13 protein-coding genes are annotated in these 16,230 nt (G+C 64.3%); 7 read left to right on the plus strand and 6 right to left on the minus strand.

The window, feature by feature from the left end:
* Nucleotides 1-120 precede the first annotated feature (120 nt).
* The 3 genes from HY852_RS19990 to HY852_RS20000 all read left to right on the plus strand — a co-directional run bounded on the left by HY852_RS19990 (nucleotide 121) and on the right by HY852_RS20000 (nucleotide 2,538).
* The gene (locus HY852_RS19990) at nucleotides 121-852 is read left to right on the plus strand and encodes an amino acid ABC transporter ATP-binding protein (RefSeq protein ID WP_291606529.1); all 732 of its coding nucleotides are present in this window, start codon (nucleotides 121-123) and stop codon (nucleotides 850-852) included.
* 122 nt (nucleotides 853-974) lie between these two features.
* Nucleotides 975-1,832: a D-amino-acid transaminase gene (locus tag HY852_RS19995; protein WP_291606530.1), complete on the plus strand. Its 858-nt coding sequence runs from the start codon at nucleotides 975-977 to the stop codon at nucleotides 1,830-1,832.
* Nucleotides 1,833-1,992: 160 nt separating this feature from the next.
* On the plus strand, nucleotides 1,993-2,538 hold the full coding sequence (locus HY852_RS20000) for a heme-binding protein (RefSeq protein WP_291606531.1): 546 nt from the start codon (nucleotides 1,993-1,995) through the stop codon (nucleotides 2,536-2,538).
* An 84-nt stretch (nucleotides 2,539-2,622) separates the two neighbouring features.
* On the opposite strand, the gene galE is transcribed toward HY852_RS20000, so the two are convergent.
* The 6 genes from galE to HY852_RS20030 form a co-directional block, all read right to left on the minus strand.
* Entirely contained in the window at nucleotides 2,623-3,618 is a 996-nt protein-coding gene (gene galE / locus HY852_RS20005; protein ID WP_291606532.1) for a UDP-glucose 4-epimerase GalE, read from the minus strand.
* Between the two features lie 15 nt (nucleotides 3,619-3,633).
* Nucleotides 3,634-4,434, minus strand: coding sequence for a WecB/TagA/CpsF family glycosyltransferase (locus HY852_RS20010; protein ID WP_291606533.1), 801 nt, complete (start codon nucleotides 4,432-4,434; stop codon nucleotides 3,634-3,636).
* A complete protein-coding gene (locus tag HY852_RS20015) occupies nucleotides 4,427-6,697 on the minus strand; it encodes an exopolysaccharide transport family protein (protein ID WP_291606534.1) in 2,271 nt (756 codons plus the stop codon). Before HY852_RS20015 ends, HY852_RS20010 begins: the two co-directional genes overlap by 8 nt.
* A 331-nt stretch (nucleotides 6,698-7,028) precedes the next feature.
* Nucleotides 7,029-7,853 (minus strand): bifunctional 2-polyprenyl-6-hydroxyphenol methylase/3-demethylubiquinol 3-O-methyltransferase UbiG, encoded by an 825-nt coding sequence (locus HY852_RS20020; protein WP_291606535.1) that lies wholly within the window; start codon nucleotides 7,851-7,853, stop codon nucleotides 7,029-7,031.
* Between the two features lie 4 nt (nucleotides 7,854-7,857).
* A complete protein-coding gene (locus HY852_RS20025) occupies nucleotides 7,858-9,303 on the minus strand; it encodes a lipopolysaccharide biosynthesis protein (RefSeq protein WP_291606537.1) in 1,446 nt (481 codons plus the stop codon).
* Entirely contained in the window at nucleotides 9,297-10,226 is a 930-nt protein-coding gene (locus tag HY852_RS20030) for a DUF6492 family protein (RefSeq protein WP_291606538.1), read from the minus strand. The genes HY852_RS20025 and HY852_RS20030 overlap by 7 nt, the downstream gene beginning before the upstream one ends.
* 585 nt (nucleotides 10,227-10,811) lie before the next feature.
* On the opposite strand from HY852_RS20030, the gene HY852_RS20035 reads away from it, so the two are divergent.
* From HY852_RS20035 to HY852_RS20050, 4 genes are all read left to right on the plus strand, one after another.
* On the plus strand, nucleotides 10,812-12,707 hold the full coding sequence (locus HY852_RS20035) for an acyltransferase family protein (RefSeq protein WP_291606539.1): 1,896 nt from the start codon (nucleotides 10,812-10,814) through the stop codon (nucleotides 12,705-12,707).
* On the plus strand, nucleotides 12,694-13,677 hold the full coding sequence (locus HY852_RS20040; protein WP_291606540.1) for a hypothetical protein: 984 nt from the start codon (nucleotides 12,694-12,696) through the stop codon (nucleotides 13,675-13,677). The genes HY852_RS20035 and HY852_RS20040 overlap by 14 nt, the downstream gene beginning before the upstream one ends.
* A 308-nt stretch (nucleotides 13,678-13,985) precedes the next feature.
* Nucleotides 13,986-14,912: a glycosyltransferase gene (locus tag HY852_RS20045; protein WP_291606575.1), complete on the plus strand. Its 927-nt coding sequence runs from the start codon at nucleotides 13,986-13,988 to the stop codon at nucleotides 14,910-14,912.
* Complete coding sequence (locus HY852_RS20050; protein WP_291606541.1) at nucleotides 14,909-16,222, plus strand: O-antigen ligase; 1,314 nt, start codon at nucleotides 14,909-14,911, stop codon at nucleotides 16,220-16,222. Before HY852_RS20045 ends, HY852_RS20050 begins: the two co-directional genes overlap by 4 nt.
* Nucleotides 16,223-16,230 lie beyond the last annotated feature (8 nt).

Consider the following 16,230-nt stretch of genomic DNA (forward strand, 5'->3'; position numbering starts at 1 on the left):
AGTTATCGGGGTGTGGGTTTACGACCTGTCTTTGGAGCAGGACCCCTCACACGGCGCTGCGCGCCGACCTCTCCCCATGGGAGAGGTGATTCCCCATTCGCCGCAACGCCTGAGCCCCGCATGATCGAAATCAGTCACGTCAATAAATGGTACGGCCCGAGCTTCCAGGTGCTGAAGGACTGCACCACCAGCGTCGCCAAGGGCGAGGTGGTGGTGGTTTGCGGCCCGTCGGGCTCGGGAAAATCGACGCTGATCAAGTGCGTCAACGCGCTGGAGCCGTTCCAGGAAGGCGAGATCATCGTCGACGGGACCAAGGTCAACGACCCGCGGACCGACCTGCCGAAGCTGCGCGCCCGCGTCGGCATGGTGTTTCAGCACTTCGAGCTGTTTCCGCACTTGCGCATCATCGACAACCTTTGCCTCGCCCAGCAGAAGGTGCTCGGGCGGGCACATGACAAGGCGGCGGCCAAGGCCATGAGCCTGCTCGATCGGGTCGGGCTCCAGGAGCAGGCGGGCAAATACCCGGCGCAATTGTCCGGCGGCCAGCAGCAGCGCGTCGCCATCGCGCGCGCGCTGGCAATGGATCCGATTGCCATGCTGTTCGACGAACCGACCTCGGCGCTCGATCCCGAAATGATCAGCGAGGTGCTCGACGTGATGGTCGACCTCGCCCGCGAGGGCATGACCATGATGGTCGTCACGCACGAGATGGGTTTTGCCAAGAAGGTCGCGCACCGGGTGATCTTCATGGACCAGGGCGAGATCGTCGAGGACGCGACGAAGGCGGACTTCTTCGAAAAGACCCGCAGCGAACGCGCTCAGAAATTCCTGTCGAAGATCCTGTCACACTAACAGCGATCGTCATTCCGGCTCGCCTCTTCGAGGCGTCCTCGGAATGACGAATGAGGTTTATCGACACTAGCGAATTGCGTATAGAAACCAGCACAGCCCGTTTGCCCGACAGGAGACTACCCTTGGACCAGATCGCTTATGTCAATGGCTCGTTCGTTCCGCTTTCGGAGGCCAAGGTGTCGATCCTGGACCGCGGTTTTCTGTTTGCCGACGGCATCTACGAAGTTTCGGCCGTTCTTGACGGCAAGCTTATCGACAATGCCTCGCATCTGGCGCGCCTCGAGCGCTCGGTCGGCGAGATTTCGCTGGCCTTGCCCGAAACGATCCAGCGCATTCAGGAAATCCAGAAGGAGCTCATCGCGCGCAACAAGCTGGTCAACGGCATGGTGTACCTCGAAGTGACGCGCGGCGCGGACAAGGGACGCGATTTCGCCTTCCCCAAAGGCGTGAAGCCGACGCTCGTCATGTTCACGTCCGAGAAGGACATCGTCAACGCCGCATCGGCCAAGACCGGCATCGGCGTGATCACGGTGCCCGACATTCGCTGGGCGCGGCGCGACATCAAGAGCGTGGCGCTGCTGGCGCAGGTGTTGGCCAAGCAGGCCGCCGCCGAGGCCGGTGCCGGCGAGGCGTGGATGATCGAGGATGGCCTTGTCACCGAGGGCGGCTCGTCGTCGGCCTTCATCCTGACCCAGGACGACGTCATCGTAACGCGGCCGAACTCGAACTCGATCCTGCCGGGCTGCACCCGCAAGGCGGTGAAGATGTTGGCCGAGGAGCGCCAGCTCAAGGTCGAGGAACGGCCGTTCTCGATTGCCGAAGCGCTCGCTGCCAAGGAAGCCTTCATCACCAGCGCCAGCGTGTTCGTCCAGGCAGTGGTCTCGATCGACGGCAAGAAGGTCGGCTCCGGCACGCCGGGCCCGATGGCCAATCGGCTGCGCGAAATCTACGTCGATTTCGCGCGCTCCACGTCGGTGTGAGGGCGGACCGTTTCGAGCGCCGACGCGGACTGCGCAGGCGTAGCGCTTTTTGATCGGAATAATGAGTGCCAGTCGGTGTTGGCTACGTGTCAGCTCATCGGACGGCAACATAACTCTCTCACGCCGCCTCAAGGCGCCCAGACAGAGACGGGAGGAAGTCATGCGATCGATCAATCTGATGGCCGTAGCCGTCTTCGCAACTGCGGCCCTGTGCGGTCCGGCGCTGGCACAGACGCCAACTCCGGCTGCACCGCCCCCGCCACCATCCGGCGGCGGGACGCCGGATAAGGTACCGTTTGACATTCCCTACGGGCTATCGATCGGGCTGGAAAAGGCCAAGCAGGTGATGGCGGCCGCGGAGGCCGAGGCCAGCAAGCGGAACTGGAAGATGAATATCGCCGTGGTCGACACCAACGGCGAGGTCGTCCATTTCTCGCGTATGGAGGGCGCGCAGATCGGATCCGGGAACGTCTCGATCGGCAAGGCGCGCACGTCGGCGCGATACCGTCGCGAGACGCGCGCGTTCTTCAATGCCATCCAAACGGGTCAGCCCTATCTCGCAACGCTCGATCCGATGCTTGTCGCGAGCCCCGGCGGATTTCCCCTGGTGGAAGGCGGCAAGGTCATCGGCGCTATCGGCTGCAGTGGCGGCACCGGCGATCAGGACGCCGTGATCTGCAAGGCCGGCGCGGACGTCGTGAAGTAGACGCGGCTGCGGAGTCACGGTGAACCTCGCCACGATCGAAGTGGTCAGTCAACCGGCGATGACGAACGCGAGCCCTGTTGCCGATCAACGCGTCTTCAGCGGGTGCGCTCTCTGGTGCCAGGCCCAGGCGGTGCGGATGATCGTCGCAAGCTCGGAGTGGCGGGGAGTGAAGCGCAGGACCTTGCGCGCCGCAGCCGGATCAGCGACCAGGTAGGTGGGATCGCCGGGACGCCGCGGCCTGACGACGTGGGGCACTTCGCGCCCGGTCTCGGCATTGATCGCCGCGAGAATCTCGCGCACCGAAAAACCCGAGCCCGTGCCGAGGTTGAAGGCGCCGCCGGAATGGCCTTCCAGCAGCAGATTCAACGCGGCAACATGCGCCGCCGCAAGGTCGGTGACATGGATGTAGTCGCGAATGGCGGTGCCGTCGGGCGTGTCGTAGTCCTCGCCAAACACGGCGAAGTCGCCGACATGGCCCTGCAGCGCCATCATGGCGCGGGGAATGAGGTGGGTCTCATTGTCCCGCAATTCGCCGATGCCGCCGGCAGGGTCGGCACCGCTGGCGTTGAAATAGCGTAGGCAGAATGCCCCGAAGCCGTAGGCCCCGCGGTAGTCGGCCAACATGCGCTCGATCATCAGCTTCGACGCGCCATAGGGGTTGATCGGGGCGCAGGGAAAATCCTCCGGCAGCGCCTTGCTGTCGGCGTTGCCATAGACCGCTCCGGTCGAGGAGAACACGATGCGCCTGCAGTTTGCCTCGCGCATCGCCTGCAAAAGCGACAGCGTCCCGGTGACGTTGTTGATGTAGTACTTCTGCGGGTCGGCAACCGACTCGCCGACCAGGCTTGCGGCCGCAAAATGCATCACGGCTGCGATCTTGCGCTGCGTGAAAACCTGCGCGAGCGTCGCCTTGTCGAGGAGGTCACCGACCACCAGTTCCCCTGCGACGAAGCTGCGATGACCGGTCGACAGGTTGTCGTAGACCACGGGAGTGTAACCAGCCGCCGCCAGCGCCCTGCAGCAGTGCGAGCCGATATAGCCAGCGCCGCCGGTGACGAGGACGATCGGTCGGTCCTTCATGTCAGCTCCAAAAGGTCAGCGATCGAATGGCTTGCTGCGGTTGAACAACAGATAAAGCGCGCGGGGGTTGGTGGTCAAATAGCGCCAGAACAGGCGACGAGGTTCCAACAAGGTGCGCCAGACCCATTCGAGCCCGACATTCTGCATCCATTGCGGCGCGCGCGGGCGGCTTCCCGACAGGAAATTGAACAATCCGCCCGATGTCTTGATGACACCGACGTTGCACAGGCAGTGCGCATATTCCTCGACAAAGGCCTGCTCATATGGAACCCCGAGCGCCACCCACAGATAGTCGGGAGCCAGCTGGTTGATCTCCTGGACCTTGGCCCGCAGCGCCTCGCCCCGCAGATAGCCGTGGCAACGCCCCACGATCTTGAGGTTCGGATGCATGTTCCGGACGTTGGCGACGGCGGCGGCGTTCTCCTCCTCGCTGGCGCCGAACATGTAGAAGGTCAGTCCGGCCGCAGCCGCCTTCCGGGCCACGACATGAAACAGGTCGGTGGTCGCGACGCGTTCGGGCAGTGGCGTCCAGGATTTCAGCCGCGAAACGGTCACCAGCGGCTGTCCGTCGGCGTTGATCAGGTCGGCGGCACGGAACAGCCGTTCGGTCATCGGCTCGGTCGAGCAGCGGGCAAGCACCTCGCCGTTGGCCGAGGTCAAGTACAGCGGACGGCCGATCCGGTGATTCGCCATCTCGATCATGAAATCGGCGGTCTGCTGGAGATCGAGCACGGCCAGCCGAAGTCCGCCAACCGTAATTCGCGGCACCCTGGCGGTCGCGGCTCTGCCGATCGGGTTGACCCGGCGCTCAAGCATATTGTTTGCCTTGTGGGAGGGGCTCGGACGCGGGAGTGAGTTCGTTGAGGATGACGCCGACGAGCTTGCGCTCGGCGCCGCCAAGGGCGGTGATGATGTCTTCCATGCTGTCGTTGATATCGAGGCTGGTCGGCAGCACTGCGATCAGGCCGTCGGCCCCATCAAGCAGCTTGCGATCGGCATCGCTGACCGGCATGGCGGGCCCGTCCAGGATGATGAAATCGTAGCCGCCCGCGGAGCGCACCTGGGCGATGGCCTTGATCATCGTGTCCGCGGCCTTGCCGGCTTCGGCCGTCGCTGCCGGCAAGATCGAGATTTCGTTCGCGGTCTTGATCTCGCCCGGCCCCTTGTTGCCGAGTGAGAGCCAGCCAAACCTGCTCGGCTCGTCACTGTTGGGTTTGTCGATTCTGTTCGACAGCAGCTGGGCCGAGTGGTCGGCGTCGATGATCAGGATCCTGGCGCCGTCACGCGCGGCCGCGAGAGCAACGTTGAGCGCTGCGACGGTGCGTTCCTCGCCATTACCCGCTCCGACGATCGCAATCACGGGAACGGGGTGGCCGGGCGAGCGCTTCACGACTGCGGTCCGCATGTCGCGCAAGGCGTTGAGCAGGGTAGTCAACGGGAAACCCGGGCGCAGGGTCGGCCAACCCAGCCGGGTGAGGTCGATCGTGTCGTCGATCGCGAGGATTGCGCCGAGCGTACGGATGACGTCGGTTTCCTGCAGGCGCGCGATGAGCGGCTTTTCGATGAGGGCGAGCGGTGCCTGCTGCGGCGGCGCGGCCGTCGCTTGCGTCGGCATCATGGCGGCGCGTCCGCGCCTGGAAGGTTCCGGCTCGGTCGCGTCGAAGGACAGCCGGTCGGCCGCGATCACCCAGCCGGCAGCGGCAAGCGCCCCGAGCAGCAGTCCGAGCATCGCGAGCAGGCTCATCCCGGGCGGGAAGGTGCGCCGCTGCGGAATGGTGGCCTCGCCGATGATGCGTGCGGCCGAAGTATTGAGGCTCTCCTGCTCCTCGGTCTCCCGTGATCGCTTGAGAAAGGCCTGATAGACGTCGCGGCTGGCATCGACCTCGCGTTCGAGTTCGCGCAGCCGCACCGAAGCCTGGCTCAGCTGGACGCTGTAGCGCTTCTGCGTCTCCAGCGCCTTGTTCAGCGATGCCTCATAGTCGCGGGCGCGGGTCAGGTCGTTCCTGGCGGCCTGGGCGAAACGGTCGATCTCCTCGTTGATGGTCCGCCTGAGATCCTCGACCTGCTTCTCGGTCTGGCGCAGCGAAGGGTGACGCGGTCCCAGTTCGGCCGCCAGCTCCGCGTAGCGCTTGCGGGCATCGGCATATTGCGAGCGCAGGTTGGCAATCGTCGGCGACTGCAGCGCTTCAGGGATCGCGCCGGCGTCGGTCGCGGCGCGGCGGCTTGCCTCGATCTGGTCGTATTTAGCCTGCGCGTCCAGCGTCGCGGCCCGGGCCGCGGCGAGCCGCTGGTTGCTGGCGGAAAGCTGCTGGTCGCTGATCAGCGTGTCCTGCGTACCGACGAAGTTGTTCTGCGCCTTGTAGGTCGCGAGCGCGGTCTCGGCATTGCGCAGACGGTCGCGCAGCTCCTTGAGTCGGCTCGACAGGTCGGTGGTGGCGCGCCGCGCGGCGGTGGCCTGCGAGTTGCGGGACTCGGCGAGATAGGCCTTGGCCAGGGTGTTGGCGAGCATCGCCGCCCTGGCGGGATCCTGCGACCACACCTCCACGTCGACGATGAAGCTGCGTTCCGTCTTGCGGATCGTGATGTGCTTGTTCAGCGCCTCCAGCGCTGCGGTCTGCGCCGCCTTGTCTTCGTCGGCCGGGCGGGGCTCGCCGCCGAACAGCGACGAGAGCAGCCCCTTTGCGCCACCGCCGCCGACGCCTCCGAACTCCGGATCCTTGTCCAGGTTGTTCTCTCGGATAACCTGCAGCAGCACGCCGTTCGACGTGATCAGGCGGGCCTGGCTCTCCACCACCATGGCCATGCCCGAGACGTCCTGGGCGCGCGGGGTCAACTCGCGATCGACGAGCTGCAGCTCTCGCGGATCGACATAAAGCTGGGCGGTCGCCGTATAGCGCGGTGGAAGGTTCTTGCCGATCACGACGGCGAGGCAGGCGCAGATCAGGCCGGCGCTCGCGATCATCGCCTTGCGCCGCCAGACCAGGCGCGAGAGCTCAGCCACGCTGAGTCCTGCCAGCGGTTTCGGCGCGGATCGGGTCGCCGGCTCGGCGCGATCTATCGGCTGATCATAGTCAAGCATGAGCCCCAGCTTCCATTGCAACTGTCATACGCTTCGGCTGAGGGGCTGCTCTTCGGGTCACGCGAGCCGGGACCGGCACCGGGTCAATGCAACAGGAAAAATTAACCATACCCATTGAGGGACTATTCACCGAATTGGCAAACAAAGCGTTTAAGGGCCTTGGCCCGCCGCGGGTTCCGCGCCTGTGAAGTGCTGCGCTCCAGCTGCTTTCAAAGCTTAATGCTTCGTTAGTGCGTCGTGCTTCGTGCACGGCGCGCGTCCGCGGGATGCCGCCGATCGGCGACCCCTCTTCTGCTCTCGTGCGGATGCGATGGTGCACCATGTTGGCGGCTCAGCGCTTGCGCAGGACGATGTGATAGTCGCCGCGGCGGACGTCGGTCTTGCCGGGCAGCACCATGTTCAGCGTGGCGGCGAGCGCGTCGACCAAGGCGGCAAGCAGCGGCTTGCGCGCGCGCATTTCCGGAAATCGCGGACTCTCGACCTCCCTGCGGTAGATCACCTCGAGCCCATGCGCGCGGGCGAAGGCTTCGAGCCTGGAAGGCGTCACCAGCGAATGGAAGAAGGTCGGAAACGGCGCTTGGCCTGGTTTGCCCGCCTCCTTGATGCCGCGCACATACCGGTAGAACCAGACATGGAACCAGTGAGGCGAGTATTGGGTGACGACGCCGGACAGGGAGCGCGGATTGGGCGCGCCGATCAGGATCAGCCCGCCGCGCTTGAGCGCCTCGCAGAAATTAGTCAGCGCCGCTTCGACATCGGGCAGATGCTCGATGACGTTGTAGCAGATGACCAGATCGAAGCTGTCGGGCGCGAAGCGATGGGTCTGGATGTCGCCCAGGATCGGCTCCTGCGCATAGTCGTTATTGCGGATCTGGTCTTCGTCGATGTCGACTACCGTGATACGGGCGCGATCGAGGACGTTGAGGGGAAGGAAGCTCGTGGAGCCGCCGCCCGCTTCGTAGATGGCGAGGTTGCCTTTCGGCAGTTCGGCGACGAGAAGGGTGTGGATCCTGAGCAGGCTGTCGCGCGCCTCGCCGGGCGCGAGATCAAGAAGCGCCCGCGGCAAGGTGGGCGCAAGCTGCGGCTTCGCGGCCGGTTCAGCGGGCGCGATGGAAGGAACGGTGTCGTCGAGATCGAGTGCTGCTGTTTGTGGCATTCGTTCACTGCCCGATGTTCAGATTGACGAGTTTGGTCCGGCACAGCGCAAGGCCGTATCTGGCGCGCGCGCGGGTCTTGGAGATGTCGAGCAGCCAGTACAGCACTGCGCAGACGATCATCCCGGCTCCGGCAAGCAGGATGCAGGCGGTCAGGTCCGCCACATGGAGGTTGCGATCGAGCGCGCCGACCACCAGCGACATGATCAGCCCGGCGATAATCGTGAGCGCAAACCGGCGCAGCGGAATCGGGATCGGATAGGCCCGGCGGGTGAGGGCGAGTGCCGTGGCGAGGCCGATCGCGTCGGCTCCGAGCCGTGCCCACGCCGCGCCTATGGTGCCGTAGTGCCCGACCAGGACGTAGGACAGGATGACATTGGCGGCGATAATCGAGAAGGTATTGATCAGATAGAAGCTGTTGCGCCCCGACAGCAGGAAGCTGTTGTGCAGATACTGCTGGGTGAGGATCTGGAAGATCACCGCCACCGCGATGATCGGCATGATCTCGGCGGCAAGGTCGCGGAATTCCGGTCCCAGGACGACGTTGGCGACATGCGAGGCAATCATGGCAAAGCCCAGGCATACCGGCAGCGTGATGCTCAGCAGTAGCTCGGCGCATTCGGCGAGGTGACTTCGCGCCGCCGCATCGCCCTCATGAGTCCGAATCTGCACCGATAGCGGCACGAAGGCCGACGCGGCGCTCATGGCCGGCAGCATCAGGGTCTGTCGGACCAGATCCTGTGCGGCGATATACTTTCCGGCCGCTGCCGCCCCGACGAGGTTTCCGACCATGAAGCGGTCGGTAACGCTGGCAATCGCGAGCAGGGTCAAGGACAGGGTGAGCGGCAGGCCTTGCCGGGCCGCCTGCAGAAGTTCGGCACGGCGGAAGGTGATGATCGTGCCGTGCCAGGTCCGGCGCGACCGGATCAGGACGGCGAGCAGATAGGCGGCGGCGGACGACAGCAACAGCAGGACGCCCTGCGCGCCGAGAAGCGCAACGGCTATGCCGAGACCTACCGCCGAGACGGCGCGCACCACGGTCGCGATCATGACCGTGCTTGCCTGCAAGCGCGCTTTGGCCAGGTCCTGGTTCAATTCGAACAGCCCGATGGCAACAGCCAATACGACCGCGGCGATCGCCGCTTCCGTCTCCAGCCCGACAAGTCGGGCGATGCCGTAGGCGATCGGAGTCAACAAGCAGCAGAGCGTGTATCCGGCGATCACGGTGCCGCGAACGTCGGTCCCGTCATTGCGGGCCTGCCCGCCCATGATCAGGTTGCGAAACCAGCCCCCCAGGAACACGCTGACGACGGCAGCGAAGCCCACGCCGAGCAGGTAGATGCCGTAGTCGTGCGGCGAGAACAGGCGTGTGAAGACCCACACGCTCACCAGCCCGACCAAGGCTGAGACCGCGTTGGCGATCAGATAGAGGCTGGCCTGGCCAATCAGCATGACAATGCGACCTCGGCATCCTTGCCGCTGAAATTGGCGGGCGCGAGCGGAGCCTCGTTCTCGGCGATGACCGCGCGAATGGTCTTGACCGGCGTGCCGGAGAAGGAGGCGATGGAGAAAGCGACATCATTGCTGTCGGCGCGCTGCAGCAGGCAATGCAATTCGTCCTTACCGAGCGTCGGTTCGTCCCAGTAGCTGAGACAGGGCGTGGTCGCGACTGGGATGTGGCGGGCGCGCGCCTTTCTGACGGTCTGGGCGAAGTAGCCGTACAGCATGTATTCGGAGAAGTTGCGGACCCGGCACAGTGCCTCGACCCATTCGCAATCGCCGATGGCTTCGACGCGCGAGATCATTTCTCGGACCGTCTCCTGGTCCCAGAAGATGAGGTGGCCGATAAAGTCGGAGGCCGGCAGGTTCGGTACCGGATAGCCCAGCAGCTGATGGGTGGTCTCAATCCAGGCTACATGGCGCAGCAGACCCGGCGTCACCCCGTTCACGATGTTGAGGAGCGGAATTGCGTTTGGATGTTCGAACGGCGTCAGGTCGAACTTGCGGAAGAACACCACGTCCGAATCAAGGATGCAGAACCGCTGTTCGGGCAGGGAGGCACTGGCCGCGATCTTCAGGATCTGCTGCACATGCCAGCCGCTCACGGGGCTCGCCCGCAACGACCACCAGAACTGGCGTCGCTTGCGCTGGATGACGGACGGCAGCGGCCGGAGCCAGGCGGGCAGAAAGCGCGAGGCCGGCAGCACGACTCGGCGCTCGCTTGCAAGCGGCGCGAAGATGGCCTCGTCGCAATCGGGCACGAGCAGGTAATGCCTGGAGAACGCGGTGACGTGGCGGTCCACGCTCTCGCAAAGCAGGGTGCACAATTCCAGATCGCGCCTGTAGGTCGGGGTCAGCAACGCGACGGGGTTCATTTACAATAAGCTCCGGCAGCAACATCTTCGGCCGTCGTTTTCGAGGCTTTGATGACTCGAGGAACCTGTCAGCAAGATCGGTGCCGGATGGACCCAAACTCCGGAGCGCGACGCTGGAAGGGTTAATTTCGCGAACTGTAGGCCCATCAAGCGAATCAGCCCCAGCAAACCCGCTCCCGCGCGTGCTGCGAAAAGGCATTGGCGAACGACCCCTTCGGCATGCACGCGCGCGACTGTCCGGCCTGTCCGCATTTGCAACACCGCCCGTGTCAGCGCGAGCGGTCTACGGAGGCGAAAGGCCTCAAAGTGGCCGGTATCAAGGGCGAGCGGTAACCATGATGCGACCGTCGTCGTCAGGAGCCGAATGGCTGGACCGGATATTGCAGAAGCGGCCGGGAATCGCCGATCTCCTCGACGAAGGTTTGGAAGTATGAAGACAGAGGCGCATTTTCGCCCGAGATGGTCTGGCAGCGCGGCGTTAGCAATGGCGCAGCCCCGTTTCGGCACAATCCCGTTCTGCGGGTTGTCCGTCTTTGAGACGGCCGCCGTTCGCCGATCTCGCCGCACCAGGCTGGAGCGAGATTGATGAAATACCGTCCCGACATCGACGGCCTGCGCGCGCTCGCCGTACTTCCCGTGCTGTTCTACCATGCAGGGATTCCCGGCTTTTCCGGCGGCTTCGTCGGCGTCGATATCTTCTTCGTCATTTCCGGCTATCTGATCTGCGGAATGATCGACGCGGATATCGCCAAAGGATGCTTCTCACTCGGTCAGTTCTACAAGCGGCGAATCCTGCGCATCCTGCCCGCGTTGTTCGCCATGTTCGCGGTCACAAGCGTTCTCGCCTACGCCTACCTGCTGCCCGTCGAGCTGGAAGATTACGCCAGGAGTCTTGCGAGCGCGGTGTTCTCGGTCTCGAACGTCTACTTCGCCGGCACAGCCGGCTATTTCGACGCGCCCGCCGAGACCAAGCCGCTGCTGCACACCTGGTCGCTCGGGGTCGAGGAGCAGTTCTATTTCGTGGTGCCGCTCTTCATGCTGTTTGCTTATCGCTTCGTGCCGAAGCGGGCCAAGCTGCTGTTTGCGGGGGCCGCCCTCGTTTCTTTCGCGGCAGCCTTCGTTGTCAGCTACCGCAACGAGGCCTTCGTGTTCTATCTGACGCCGTTGCGCGCCTGGGAGCTGGCGCTCGGGGCCCTGCTGTCGATCAGGTTCATTCCGGCGCCCCAAGGCGAATGGGTGAGGAACGTATGCGGAATCGCCGGCCTGTTCCTGCTGCTCGGCGTCATCTTTCTTGGCTCCCCCTCGGTGCCGCTGCTCCTGATGACGTCGCTCGCGGGTCTGGGCGCGGCGCTGGTGATCGCTTCCAGCGAAGCTGGGGTTTCGCTCGCGGGACGACTGCTTTCATGGCGGCCGATCGTCTTCATCGGCCTGATCTCCTATTCGCTTTATCTGTGGCACTGGCCGTTCATCGTTTTCGAGCGCACCGACGCGGTGTTCTCGCTCGGGCCTGCCGGGTTGACCAAGGTGGTGCTGGTCGCAATCTCGATAGGCGTCGCCTACCTGTCGTGGAAATATATCGAGACGCCGTTCCGTGCGATGGCGAAGACGCGATCCAAGGCGATTGTGTTCGGAACAGCGTCGACGGCCATGGCCTCGACGCTGGCGCTGTGCGGCCTGGTCCTCGTCGTCAAGGGCGCGCCGTTCCGCTTCCCCGAGCGGGTGGTCTCGATCGCCTCCTTTCTTGCCTACGATCCGTCCGGCCAGTTCCGTACCGGGCGCTGCTTTCTTGCGACCAACCGCCAACAGCTCGATCTGGAATCCTGCCTCAAGCTCGACGCGACGCGGCCGAACTATCTGCTCGTCGGCGACAGCCACGCCGCGCATCTCTGGTTCGGCCTCACCTCGGCCTTGCCAGAGGTGAACGTCATGCAGGCCACCGTCAGCATGTGCCGTCCGGCCATATCCGGCGTTTCGCTGCTGGATACGCGCGCCTGTCCCAAGCTCATGCGGTTCGTGTTTGACGATTTTCTCGTCAACAACCGGATCGACAAGGTCCTGCTCGCGGCCTCGTGGAAGGATGAGGACCTTCCCGGCCTGGAGCGGACGCTGGATGCGCTGAAGGCGCGCGGGCTCGACGTTGCCGTCCTCGGTCCGATCGTGGAATATGACGGCGCGCTGCCGCGCCTTCTCGCCGACGAGATCCTGCGCGGCAATCCGGCAATCGCCGGCCGTATGCGCACACCAGGCATTCAGGAGCGCGACGTGAAGATGGGTCAGATGGTGACCGCGCATGGCGCCAGCTATCTTTCCGTTTATGACGCGATGTGCGGCCGTGGCCAGTGCGACGAATTTGCCGAAGGCGACACCCCGATGCAGTTCGATGCCGGGCATCTCACGATGAAAGGTTCGGTCGAGGTGGCTCGACGGCTTGCCGCGCATTTCGTCAAGCGCATGGCCAAGGCTGACGATGTCTCGAACTGAGCACAAAGATCGTATCTGGCACGCCGCACTCGCCCTGGTCCTGGTCGTCGCTGTGGGCGCCTCGGGTGCCGGCGCGCGCGAGGAAGCCAACGATTCGCCTTCGAGCGCGATGCCGCCCAAGCTCGCCGGTGCCTTCGTCAAATGGCAGGGCGAAGGGCGCGAGCCGACGCTCCAGTCCTGGGAGAAGTGGCTGAAGCAGAAACCGTCTTCCGTGCTTGCAATCGATTTCTATGCCGATTCGACCTGGGACGATTTCCATCGCTGGACCTGGGTGCCGGGTCTCTGGAAGAAGCTCAATCCCTCGCGGAATGTCGTGTGGTCCGTGCCGCTGACGATGAAAGGCACGCCGCTTTCGGACGTCGCGGACGGGCGCCATGACGCCGAGTTCGAAGCCGCCGCCCGCGCGATTGCCGAAGGGCAGCCCCGGGCGATCATCCGCCTCGGCTGGGAGATGAACCTTGCCCAGATGGCGTGGTTCGCCGGCGGTCATGAAGCCGACTACGTCGCCGCCTTCCGCCGCGTGGTCGCGATCTTCCGGCGACACTCCGGCGAGTTCAGGTTCGACTGGTGTCCGGGCTGGGGACCGCAGGAATCACCTGCGGACCTCGCCTATCCCGGCGACGACGTCGTCGATTACATCGGCCTCGACGTCTATGATTTCAAGTATGAGGGCACGGCCGAGGAACGCTGGAACGGGTTCTATCTGAACGCACCGTTCGGACTGGAGTGGCAGCGCGACTTTGCCGCCCGGCACGGCAAGCAGATGAGCTATCCCGAATGGGGCGTCGGCAATTTCGGCGATAATCCGTTCTTCATCGAGCGAATGCACGCCTGGTTCGTACAGAACGAATCCCTCATCGCTTACGCGGCCTACTTCGACGTGAACGGCCTGTGGCCAACCCAGATCGACAACAACCAGTTTCCGCAGTCGCAACGGCTGTTCAGGAAGCTCTTCGCCGGCCGCCACTAATGGGCGGGGCCGGCTTGCTGCCGCCATCTTCGGACTGAGTTAACCATAGGCAGGCTTCGGCAGCGCCAAGGCAGGTGGCGGACCGAATATTGCAACCACCATGGCCTAGGTTCCGGCGATCCGAACCCGTCGATCAGATCGGGACAATTCTGTCCCGATCTCGAAAGACGATGCGTCTGGACGCGACGAGACCGTTTTCAAGAAGAATGCGTACTGACATGCTCGACCGCCTGCCGACGCCAATCCCCACGAACCGATCGCTTTCCGTCCGCGCCTGGGTCGCCGCTTCTCCGGCGCTGGACCCGTCGATGACGACGGTCGTCTGCATTCCGACCTTTCGTCGCCCGCAGCACCTGCGCAAGACCCTGGAGTCGCTGGCCCAGCAGCTCACGACCCGCCGCTTCGCCGTGGTGATCGTCGACAACGACGCCATTGGAGCCGAGGGCGCCGGCGTTGCGGCTGAATTCCTGCGCGGCGGCAGGTTTCCCGGCGTTTGCGTGGTGGAGCAGCAGCAGGGCAACTGCCACGCCATCAACGCCGCTTTCGAGACCGCGCTCGCGATCTTCCCCGACGCAGCGCATTTCCTGATGATCGACGATGACGAGGTCGCCTCGTCCGAATGGCTCGAATTGATGGTTCGCGCCGCTGAGACGGCCGATGCGGATGTAGTGGGCGGCCCGGTCTTCCCTGTGTTCGACAACGGATCTAAGCAGAAGCTTCAGAGCCACCCGGCGTTTGCTCCCTTCTACGACCGGACCGGCCCGGTGCCGGTCATCTATGGCTGCGGCAATTGCCTGATCACCCGCAGGGTATTTGATGCGCTGGGCGCGCCAGCTTTCGACTTGCGTTTCAACTATCTCGGCGGCGGCGACGTCGACTTCTTCGAGCAGTGCCGGCAGGCGGGCATGAAATTCCACTGGGTCGCCGAAGCCGTGATCACCGAGACCGTGCCGGAAGTGCGGACCAGTACCCGCTGGATCGCCATCCGCGGCCTGCGGATCGGCGCCATCAACTACCATGTCCAGCGCAAGTGGGCGCAGACGCCGTGGTCCCGGGTGGCGCTGTTCGCAAGGGTGCTGGCCAGGTTGCCGCTGTCGCTGTTTCGGGCCGTTCGTGTCGCGCTGAGCAGGCGGGAGGCATTGACCGCGCTGCATCCGATTGTCGTCGCCCTCGGCAGTGCGCTGGCGGCGCTCGGCATCGAGCCGCAACCCTACAAGGCCTCGAAGATCACGTGAGCGAGCTCGTCACCAGCTCGGAGTTCCGTGCCGTCCTGTCGGGAATGCGGCGCCAGCAGGTGATGGACATTGTGCGCGGCGCTGCGTTCATCGGCGCCGTGTTGCTGGCCTGGATTTCGCTGCGTCCGTTCGTAGACCTCGGCGACCAGCAGCTCAAGGACACCACGACCGGAAACGAGGCGCCGACCTATATCACCTTCGGCTGTCTCGCGGTGATGACGGTCGCGCTTGCGATGCGCGACAACATGCGCGGCATCGCCACCCTGCTTTCACCGCCCTTCATGCTGTTCGCCGCGTGGCTGGCCATCACCGTGGTGCTGTCGCTTGACCCCGGCACGTCGATCCGCCGCGTCAGCCTGACCGTTTGCGTGATCGGCGTCGCCGCGGCCATCATGCTGCTGCCAAAATCGCAGCACGAATTGATGCGCTGGTTCAGTGTCGCGGCCCTGGTGCTGCTGGTGGTGTGCTATCTCGGCATCCTGTTCGCCCCGCAACTATCGATCCACCTCGCCAGCGATACCCAGGAGCCGCAGCTTGCGGGCGATTGGCGCGGCGCATTCGGCCACAAGAACATGGCCGCGGGCATCATGGCGATGCTGCTGTTCATCGGCATCTACATCGTCCGGTCCGGCGCCTGGATCTCGGGCGTTGCGATCCTGGCGCTGGCGTCGGTGTTCTTGCTGAACACCTCGGGCAAGAGCGCGCCGGTGCTGGCAATCGCCGTGCTGGTGGTGACGTCGTTGACCTCGATCGTGCGCAGCTACGGCTTGCGCATGGTGATGCTGGTGACGCCGCTCGTGGTGCTCAACCTGCTCAGCATCGGAACGGTGATAAGCCCGCTGTTCGCCGAGCTCGTCCAGCATCTGCCGCTCGACACCAGCTTCACCGGCCGAACCGACATCTGGACCTTTGCCCTGCAGTCGCTGCAGGAGCGCCTGCCGACGGGCTACGGCTTTGCGGCGTTCTGGGGCTCCGATACCGTCCGCAGCCTTCCCGAAGGCAAGGAATGGGCGGAAACCGCCTCGCACAGTCATAACGGCTATCTCGACACGGCCCTGGGCATGGGGCTGCCGGGGCTCCTCCTGTTGATTTTCGCAGTGGTCATCACGCCGCTGCGCGACTTTCAGCTTGCCGACGAAGGCGGCAACAACGGCCCGTTGGCGATGGCGCTGTTGCGCATCTGGTTGTTCGGACTCTACCTCTCCTCGCTCGAGAGCTTCTTCCTCGACCGCTCCGATCCACTGTGGTTCACCTTCCTGCTCGCTGTGTTCGGCCTGCACTATCTCGCCCGCTTCAAGGCGGTCGGGTAGGCGGCTTT

Origin of the sequence: Bradyrhizobium sp., assembly GCF_016213215.1 — a bacterium.
In the GTDB taxonomy this organism is placed as follows: domain Bacteria; phylum Pseudomonadota; class Alphaproteobacteria; order Rhizobiales; family Xanthobacteraceae; genus Bradyrhizobium.